The sequence below is a fragment of the Nonomuraea mesophila genome (assembly GCF_004352805.1).
Taxonomy (GTDB): domain Bacteria; phylum Actinomycetota; class Actinomycetes; order Streptosporangiales; family Streptosporangiaceae; genus Nonomuraea; species Nonomuraea longispora.
In genome coordinates this window covers 34,574-42,807 of record NZ_SMLD01000072.1, presented here as the reverse complement: position 1 = coordinate 42,807, position 8,234 = coordinate 34,574, and the positions used below count along the sequence as shown (strand labels likewise).

7 protein-coding genes are annotated in these 8,234 nt (G+C 70.5%); 4 read left to right on the top strand and 3 right to left on the bottom strand.

All coding sequences use genetic code 11. The features are described 5' to 3' along the window. Nucleotides 1-150 precede the first annotated feature (150 nt). Nucleotides 151-2,214 carry a S9 family peptidase gene (locus E1295_RS25460; RefSeq protein WP_132633375.1) on the bottom strand — a complete coding sequence of 688 codons (2,064 nt, stop codon included), beginning with the start codon at nt 2,212-2,214 and terminating at the stop codon, nt 151-153. Between the two features lie 44 nt (nt 2,215-2,258). Here E1295_RS25460 and mshB point away from each other — a divergent pair, with 44 nt between their 5' ends. From mshB to E1295_RS25445, 3 genes are read left to right on the top strand one after another with little or no spacing between them, the layout of a single operon-like run. Continuing rightward, entirely contained in the window at nt 2,259-3,164 is a 906-nt protein-coding gene (gene mshB, locus E1295_RS25455; protein ID WP_132633373.1) for an N-acetyl-1-D-myo-inositol-2-amino-2-deoxy-alpha-D-glucopyranoside deacetylase, read from the top strand. Between the two features lie 11 nt (nt 3,165-3,175). Beyond that, nucleotides 3,176-3,589 (top strand): DUF6113 family protein, encoded by a 414-nt coding sequence (locus E1295_RS25450; protein WP_132633371.1) that lies wholly within the window; start codon nt 3,176-3,178, stop codon nt 3,587-3,589. Between the two features lie 18 nt (nt 3,590-3,607). Next, entirely contained in the window at nt 3,608-4,102 is a 495-nt protein-coding gene (locus E1295_RS25445) for a flavin reductase family protein (protein ID WP_246080341.1), read from the top strand. 71 nt (nt 4,103-4,173) lie between these two features. Here E1295_RS25445 and E1295_RS48950 read toward each other — a convergent pair whose 3' ends face one another. Further along, nucleotides 4,174-5,187, bottom strand: a complete 1,014-nt coding sequence (locus E1295_RS48950; protein WP_166427405.1) for a hypothetical protein — start codon at nt 5,185-5,187, stop codon at nt 4,174-4,176. 75 nt (nt 5,188-5,262) lie between these two features. On the opposite strand from E1295_RS48950, the gene E1295_RS25435 reads away from it, so the two are divergent. After that, nucleotides 5,263-5,685 (top strand): hypothetical protein, encoded by a 423-nt coding sequence (locus E1295_RS25435; RefSeq protein WP_132633367.1) that lies wholly within the window; start codon nt 5,263-5,265, stop codon nt 5,683-5,685. A gap of 56 nt (nt 5,686-5,741) precedes the next feature. Here E1295_RS25435 and E1295_RS25430 read toward each other — a convergent pair whose 3' ends face one another. Beyond that, nucleotides 5,742-8,228: a penicillin acylase family protein gene (locus E1295_RS25430; RefSeq protein WP_132633387.1), complete on the bottom strand. Its 2,487-nt coding sequence runs from the start codon at nt 8,226-8,228 to the stop codon at nt 5,742-5,744. Nucleotides 8,229-8,234: the final 6 nt, after the last annotated feature.

Genomic DNA, 8,234 nt, shown 5'->3' with positions numbered 1-8,234 from the left:
GGGTGGTGGTTTCGCCGTTCGGTCTGGGGTGGGTGGTCGGCGGCTTCCGGTTTTCGTGCGTGGTGGTCTCGGGGTAGCCGTCCGTGGTGGGTTCGGCCCGCCGCCGGGAACACCCCTGGCCGGTACGGTGGCCGCCCCAGGCGGCGGGGGTCAGCCCAGCGCCTGCTTGAGGAAGTCCAGCTGCAGCAGCAGCAGGTTCTCCGCCACCACCTCCTGGGGCGTCATGTGGGTCACGCCGGACAGCGGCAGCACGCTGTGCCGGCGACCCGCCGCGAGGAGTGCCGAGGACAGGCGGAGGGTGTGCGCGGCCACGACGTTGTCGTCGGCCAGGCCGTGGACCAGCAGCAGCGGGCGTTCCAGCTTGCCCGCGTCCGCGAACAACGAGGACTTCTCGTACACCTCGGGCTGCTGGTCGGGGTGGCCCAGGTAGCGCTCGGTGTAGCACGTGTCGTACAGCCGCCAGTCGGTCACCGGCGCCCCCGCGACCGCCGCGTGGAACACGTCGGGGCGGCGCAGCACCGCGAGCGCGGCCAGGTAGCCGCCGAACGACCAGCCGCGGATGGCGACCTTTGTCAGGTCGAGGTCGTCGGGGTACTGCTCGGCCACCCCTTGCAGGGCGTCGACCTGGTCCTCCAGCGCCGGGGTCGCCAGGTCGTTGAGCACGGCCCGCTCGAAGGCCGTGCCGCGGCCGGGGGTGCCGCGCCCGTCGGCCACGACCACCGCGAACCCCTGCTCGGCGAACCACTGGCTCTCGAGGAAGATGCCGCGCTGGTTGAGCACCCGCTGGGCGTGCGGGCCGCCGTACGGGTTCATCAGGACCGGAAGCCGGCGGGAGCCCTGCTCGTGCCACGACGGCAGCACCACGGCGGTGGCCAGGTCGCGGCGGCCGGAACGGCCGAGCGAGACCCGCATGTCGAGGCCGGGACGCTCGGCGTACGACGGGATGGGCACCGCCGTGCCGTCGCGCTTCACCACCGTGGTCGAGACGCCTTCGGCGTCGAGGCTCTGCTCGGTCAGTACGCCCACCCCGCCCGACATGCGCCCCGAGAACACCCCGGAACGGGTCGAGACGGGCAGCAGTGAGTGGCCGTCCCACGTCCACAGCTGGATTTCGGTCGGGTCGCCGCTCGCGCTGAACAGCACGCTGTCGTGGTCGACGTCGAGCACGGCCCGCACCTGCAACGTCGGCGGGGTGACCGGGTGGTCGTCGATGTAGAGCCGGTGCCCGCCGTCGGCGGAGGCCACCCAGACCAGCGACCCGTCGTCGAGGTGCGCGGGCACACCCGTCACGATGTCGACCCAGGCGGGATCCGTGTCCTCGCGCACCAGCGTGCTGGCGCCGGTCGCCGGGTCGACGGTGAACAGCCGCATCGTCTTCTGGTCGCGGGTCATCGTCACGATCGACAGCGCGTGGGAGTCCCAGGCGGCGGTGGTGAGGTATTCCTCGGTGTACGGAACCGCGACGCGCGACCCGTCGAGCCCCAGCACGAACAGCTCGGTGACGGCGTTGGCCGTGCCGGCCGCCGGGTAGCGCTGGACCGTGGCCGGACGGTCGGGGTTGGCCGGATCGGCGATGTGCCAGACGTTGACCGGCGCCTCGTCGGCCCGCTCGACCAGCAGCGCGTCGCTCGACGGCGCCCACCAGTAGCCGCGCATCCTGTCCATCTCCTCGGCGGCGATGAACTCGGCCAGCGCGTACGTCACCGTCCCCGACTCCGGCGTGGCGAGCGCGCGGTCGGCGCCGGAGAGCACGTCCTGGACGCGCAGGGCACCGCCGGTGACGTAGGCGACGTGCCGTCCGTCGGGGGAGAGCCGGGGGTCGATGACCGCGCCGGGCGTGTCGAGCCGGTGCGCCTGGCCGCCGGCCAGGTCCACCACGTAGAGCCCGCCGGACAGGGCGAAGCAGGCCCGGGTCACCCCGGCGTCGGTGGCGTAGGAGACCACGCCGCCCGCCGACTCCCTGCTGCGCTCGCGTCTGGCCCGCTCCTCGGGCGGCAGGTCCTCCTCGTCGGCGTGAAGCGTGCGCGGATCGACGATCAGGCGTTCGACGTGGGTCTCGGTGTCGAGCTCCCACAGGCAGGTCACCGGGTCGTCGCCGGACTTCGTGCGCAGGAAGACCACCCGGCCGCCGTCAGGGGAGATCCTGAAGCCTCTGGGCACTCCGAGGGTGAACCGGCGGGTCCTGGCCGACAGTCGCGGGAAGCTCTCACTCATGGGGCCAATCCTGCCAGGGACGCACCATTGTTACGCTCAGGGCTATGACGGATCGACGGCTCCTGCTCGTGCACGCCCATCCGGACGACGAGTCGATCGGCACCGGGGCGACCATGGCGAAATACGTCGCCGAGGGGGCCCACGTCACGCTGGTGACCTGCACGCTCGGCGAGGAGGGCGAGATCATCCCTGGTGACCTCGCCCATCTGGCGGCCGACAGGGACGACGCGCTGGGGCCGTACCGGATCGGCGAGCTCGACGCGGCGTGCAAGGCGCTGGGCGTCGAGGACCACCGTTTCCTCGGCGAGCCGGGGCGCTGGCGCGACTCGGGCATGATGGGCGTGGCCTCCAACGACCATCCGAAGGCGTTCTGGCAGGCGGACCTCGACGAGGCGGCGGGCGAGCTGGTCAAGGTCATCCGCGAGGTGAACCCCCAGGTGCTGGTGACGTACGACGAGAACGGCTTCTACGGCCACCCCGACCACATCCAGGCGCACCGCGTCGCGCGCAGGGCGTTCGAACTGGCCGCGGACCCCGGCTTCGGCACGGGCGAGCCGTGGCGGATCGCGAAGTTCTACCACACCGCCGTCGCCAGGTCCGTGCTGCGCCGCAGCTCGGAGGCGCTGCGCGAGGCCGGGGTCGGTTTCCTCGTTGAGGACGTCGAGGACATGGCCTTCGGCTGCCCGGACCAGGACGTCACCACCGAGATCGACGCGCGTCCCTGGATCGGCAACAAGTTCGAGGCCATGCGGGCCCATGCCACGCAGATCACCGTGTCGGAGCCGTGGTTCGCGCTGTCCAACAACATCGGCCAGGAGATCGCGGGGGTCGAGCACTACACCCTGGCGATCGGGTCGCCGGGCCTGCCGGTGCCGGGGCCGCCCGTGGAGGCCGGAGGGCTCGGCGAGCCCCACAACCGCGAGAACGATCTCTTCGCCGGCATCCACTAATCTCAGTCGCTATGGAACATCGCAGCCAGGCCGAGTCGGCGCTGGGCGGGGCGGCGTACGGCATGCTGTTCGTGCTCGGGGTCGTGATGGCGGTCGTAGGCGGCTTCACCCACCCGTCGTGGCAGGTGGACGGGGTGCCGATGGCGGCGCTGGTCTGGGTGCTGGCGTTGCTCGGGGTGAGCCTGGGGGCGGGCCGGCTGATGCGCGCGAGGCTCGGGGCGGTGGCGACGGCGGCCGGCTGGCTGCTGGTGACGATGCCGTTCACGCTGGAGCTGGGCGCGGGCGACCTGGTGATCGCGCGGGGCGCTCCGGGCTACATCTATCTGTACGGTGGCCTGCTGGCCCTCGTGGCGGCCTACCTGCTGTCGCCCTCGTCAGGGGGTTCGTGGTTGCTGCGGGGGTATTCTCCGAATAATCCTATGTAGCGGCATAAAGTATCTTTCGTGCATTTCATCGAGCGGCACGTGGACCCCGCAACCCATCGCAAGGTCGTCGGCCGCTTCGCCACCGGAGTCGCGATCGTCACGACCCACCGCGACGGCGTCGATCACGCGATGACCATCAACTCCTTCACCTCCGTCTCCCTCGACCCGCTGCTCGTGCTCTTCTGCGCCGAGAAGGTGGCCCGGTTCCATGACGCGGTGCTGGAGACCGGGGTGTGGGGGGTGTCGGTGTTACCCGCCTCGATGGAGGACGCCTCGCGCTTCTTCGCCCACCGCGGGCGGCCGCTGAACGGGCAGCTCGCCCGGTGGCCGCACCACCGGGGCGGGACGGGGGTGGCGTTGTTCGACGGGGCTATCGCGACCGTGGAGTGCGTCACCACGGCGGTGCACGACGCCGGCGACCACTCGATCGTGGTGGGCGGGGTGGAGGCGCTGAGCACGCCCTGGGATGAGGCGCCGCTGCTCTACCACGAGGGCCGTTACCGGAGCCTCTGACGTGCCGTGAGCGCGGCGCATGAGTCGGGCCAGGCACGCGGCCTGGCCCGATCACTGGGTCGGATCCCGCGTCACTGGGCGGGAACACTCTCCGAAGGCGGCGGTGGCGCGCCCGTGTCCGTGGGGGCGCCGGTGTCCGTCGGAGGCGTCTGCGTGGGTGCGTCCGTGGGCGGCGGCGTGTCCGTCGGTGCCTCGGTGGGCGGTACGTCGGTCGGCGGCAGCGAGGCCGGTGGGCAGGTGGGGATCTCCTCCGTGGGGCCCGCCGAAGGCGGCACACCGTCCGTCGGCGGCGCGGTGTCCGTCGGCGGCGCGGTCGGCGCCGCCGTGTCCGTCGGCGCCGCCGTGTCCGTCGGGGTCACCGTCTCCGTCGGGCCGTCCGTGGGCTCCTCGGAAGGCGTCTCAGTGGGAGTCTCGGTGGCGGTCTCGGTGGCGGTTTCCGTGGGAGGCGGCGGGGGAGCGGTCTCGTCCGGCGGAGGTGTGTCCGTCGGTGCGTCGGTCGGCGGAGGTGTGTCCGTCGGTGCGTCGGTGGGTGGCGGCGTGTCCGTCGGTACGTCGGTCGGCGGCGGCGTCTCCGTCGGCGGGTCAGCCGGCCGGCAGGTGACCGTGACCGTCGGGCCTGGCTCGGTGACGGTCACCGTGATCCGTTCCGTCACGGTCGGCAAGGGGATGGGCGTGACCTCGACCCGAGGCTTGCCACGCTTCTTGTACGTGCCCCGTCCGAGCTTCTTCGTGGCCTCGGCCGCGCCGTCGACGACCGGGACGTCCGCGGTCGTGGTCCTGCACGACCCCCGTCTGCACACCCGCTGCTTGACGGTGAAGAGTGCGGGCCCTTCATGGGTGATGGAGACGTCCAGATAGGAGACGCCTCTCTTCTTGACCACCTTGGTCTTGGCGGTGTACTCCCCGGTCGTGGGACTTTCCGAAGGGACTGGAGTCTCGCTCGGGCCGTCGGTTAACGCGACCCTCGCGCCTAGTGGGCTGCCAGTGGATAGGGGTTCGGTCGCTGACGTCTGGGAGATCGCGGCTCCGCCGGCTCCTGCCAGTGCGACGGTGCCGAGCAGCGCGCCCAGGATGGAGAGTTTCATAATCCTGCTCTTGTGGGAGATTTCAGGACCCTGGCCATTATTCCGACTTGTCAAGATCGGTCAAGACTGAGACGCATGGACAAGCGCTTCCGGTTCCGGTGTGTGGCGAACTGCCTGAATCTCGCCACACCACTCGGCCTGCTCGTCAGCGTTCTCGGCGGCGCCACCAGGCAACCCGGCCCCAACGGCCTCATCCTCGCCTTCGGCTACCGCCACCGCTTCCCCGCCGCGAGCGCGTTCACCATCGGCAATGTGGTCCTGACCAGCAGGGACTCGCTGCACCACCGGCTCGTCATGCACGAGGACCGGCATGCCACGCAGTGGGCGTGGTGCGCGGGGCTGCCCATGCTGCCGCTCTATCTGCTCGCCGTGCTCTTCTCCGCGATCGTCTGCGGGGACCGCGCTTCGTACAACGTTTTCGAGCGCTTCGCCGGGCTGGAGGACGGCGGTTATCCGCGCGCTCCCCTCCGGTGGAGAAAGCGCGGAAGCGGTGGTTGACAGAGGTTGTCAACGTTCGCTGCGTCAAGTGACTTCACATGTACGAAGCGTACGCCTCAAGGGTTGAGCCGGAGCGTGTGCACGGCCGCCTTCTTGACCGCCTCCGGCGTGGAGAGCATCGGCATCAGCTCCCCACGCGCCCACGCCTCCGCCTGGTCCGCGTAGTTGTCGTGGAAGGCGTGCCCCGAGGCGCCCGTCAGGTTGATCCAGCGCGACTTGTCCAGGTCGGACAGGTCGACGACCATGCGCATCGACGGTACGGCGGTGACCTCGTACCCTCGCTGCACGTTCCACCCCGTGGCGTTCACCGCGTCCTTGCCGCCGGGCACCGGCAGCGGCCCGCGGTTGAACAGCGCCTCCACCGGCGCGATGCCCGAGGTCCCGAGCGAGTCGTGCACCAGGTCCAGCCGGTGCAGGTCGCCCCAGCGCCACGCCGTGACGTCGTCACCGAGGCGGTCGGCCAGTTCCTGGTGCGCCGAGGCCATCGCCTGGCGCAGGATGTCGTCGCGGGTCTCCTTGCGGTTCCTGGTGGTGACGTCGTCCCAGAAGGGGTCGTCGGGGGTGGCGAGCAGCCGCCTGACGACCTCGTACCAGCGGTCGCCGCCGGCCGGCCTGGCCTGCTCGGGCAGGTCGTCGTTGAAGGTCAGCACGAGCACCTGACGCCACACGGCGTTGAAGTACGCGGCCGCCGCGGAGTCGAGGTCCTCCCGCCTGTCCCACGTCTTCAGCAGTTGCCTGGCCTGGCCGCTGGGCCCGGCCAGATCCACCCGCATCAGCGCCGGGATGAGCGTCTCGGCGAAGCCGTTGTAGGTGTCCTGCTGGATGCGCGCCATGGCCGCCGCGTCGATCGGGCCCTTCGCGAGCGCCTCCTCGATGAGGTCGCGGATGCGCTGGGAGCGGTAGCCGTACGCCCAGTCCTTGGTGAGCAGGGGGCGGTAGCGTGCGGGGTCGATGACGGCGTTGTTGGCGGTGACGATGAACCCGTCGGCCGGGTCCTCCACGGACGGCAGGCGGTCGAACGGGATCGGCTCCGGCTTCCAGTCGTACTCACCCGTCCATCCGGGCACCGGCCAGGTGCCGTCGCCGTTCTCGCGTACGGGGATGCGTCCGGGCGCCTGGTAGCCGATCTTGCCTGACGTATCGGCATAAATCAGGTTCTGGGCGGGAACCTCGAACAGGGCCGCCGCCGCCTTGAACTGCTCCCAGTCGCTCGCCCTGTTGAGCTCGAAAACGGCGTCGGCCGTGCGCCCCGGCGTCAGCGCCGTCCACTGCAGGGCCACCGCGTTGGCCTCGCCGCTGGGCCTGGCGGTCTCGATGACCTCGTTGATCAGCGGCCCGTGCCGCGTGCTCCTGACCGTGATCGTGACCGGGTCGCCGCCGGCCACCTTGATCTGTTCCTTCCTCGTCTCCAGCTTCAGCCGCTCTCCCCGGTAGAGGTACGTGTCGCCCTCCACCTGCTCCAGGAAGAGGTCGGCCACGTCGGGCCCGAGGTTGGTGAAGCCCCACGAGATCTTGTCCGTGTGTCCGATGATCACGCCGGGCACGCCGGAGAAGGTGAACCCCGTCACGTCGTACGGGCACTGCGCCGAGAGCTTCTTGCAGTGCAGCCCCGCCTGATACCAGACCGACGGCATCTGCGGGGCCAGGTGCGGGTCGTTGGCCAGCAGCGGCTTGCCGCCGGTCGTGTTCGTGCCGGAGACCACCCACGAGTTCGACCCGACGCCCTCGCGGTCCTCGGTGCTCATCGTGCTGGGCACGGCGTCGAGGGCCGCGGCCGCCTGGGTGAGCAGCCGGCCGGCCCGCCGCCGCGGCTCCGCCTCCTGGTCGAACCGTCCCTGGGCGAGGGCGCCCTGCGTGACGATCGGGGAGTGGCGGTCGTACGGGTAGCCGGGAAAGAGCTGGTCGACCCGTTCCCTGGGCAGCTTGGTGAGCGCGAGCGCGCGGTCGATCTCGCTCTCCACGTTGGAGCGCAGGTCCCACGCCATCGCCTTGAGCCAGGCGACGGAGTCGGCCGCGGTCCACTTCTCCGGCTGGTACGAACCGTTCTGGAGCTTCAGCACGGAGTATTCGAGGCTGCGGTCGGAGGCGTTGGGGTTGGCGGCGAGCCAGGTGTTGACACCCTTGGCGTACGCGTCGAGGTTGTCGCGTGTGTCCTTGGCCAGCCCGGCGAGCTCCTGTTCTGCGACCCTGCGCCAGCCCATGGTCCTGAGCGCCTTGTCCGTCTTGAGCGTGGCGGCGCCGAAGAGCTCCGACAGGCGCCCGGCGGTCATGTGGCGCCGGAAGTCCATCTCGAAAAACCGGTCCTGGGCGTGCACGAAGCCCTGGGCCATGAACAGGTCCGCGGCAGTGTCAGCGTAGATGTGGGGAATCCCTAACTTATCGCGATAAATCTCTACACTTGCGGATAAACCGGGCAACCTCAGCGCGCCGTCCACCTGAGGGAACGACGTCCGCACGGTGATGATGATCACCCCGGCCAGCACCAGCGCCAGCGCGAGCAGAACGGTCAACACCCGAGCGAACCACCGCACAGGCCACGGCATCCACGC

What these genes read in the sequence shown, in the direction of transcription:
- E1295_RS25430 (WP_132633387.1), bottom strand. Translation starts at nt 8,228, where the DNA reads ATGCCGTGGCCTGTGCGGTGGTTCGCTCGGGTGTTGACCGTTCTGCTC.
- E1295_RS25460 (WP_132633375.1), bottom strand. Translation starts at nt 2,214, where the DNA reads ATGAGTGAGAGCTTCCCGCGACTGTCGGCCAGGACCCGCCGGTTCACC.
- E1295_RS25450 (WP_132633371.1), top strand. Translation starts at nt 3,176, where the DNA reads ATGGAACATCGCAGCCAGGCCGAGTCGGCGCTGGGCGGGGCGGCGTAC.
- mshB (WP_132633373.1), top strand. Translation starts at nt 2,259, where the DNA reads ATGACGGATCGACGGCTCCTGCTCGTGCACGCCCATCCGGACGACGAG.
- E1295_RS25435 (WP_132633367.1), top strand. Translation starts at nt 5,263, where the DNA reads ATGGACAAGCGCTTCCGGTTCCGGTGTGTGGCGAACTGCCTGAATCTC.
- E1295_RS48950 (WP_166427405.1), bottom strand. Translation starts at nt 5,187, where the DNA reads ATGAAACTCTCCATCCTGGGCGCGCTGCTCGGCACCGTCGCACTGGCA.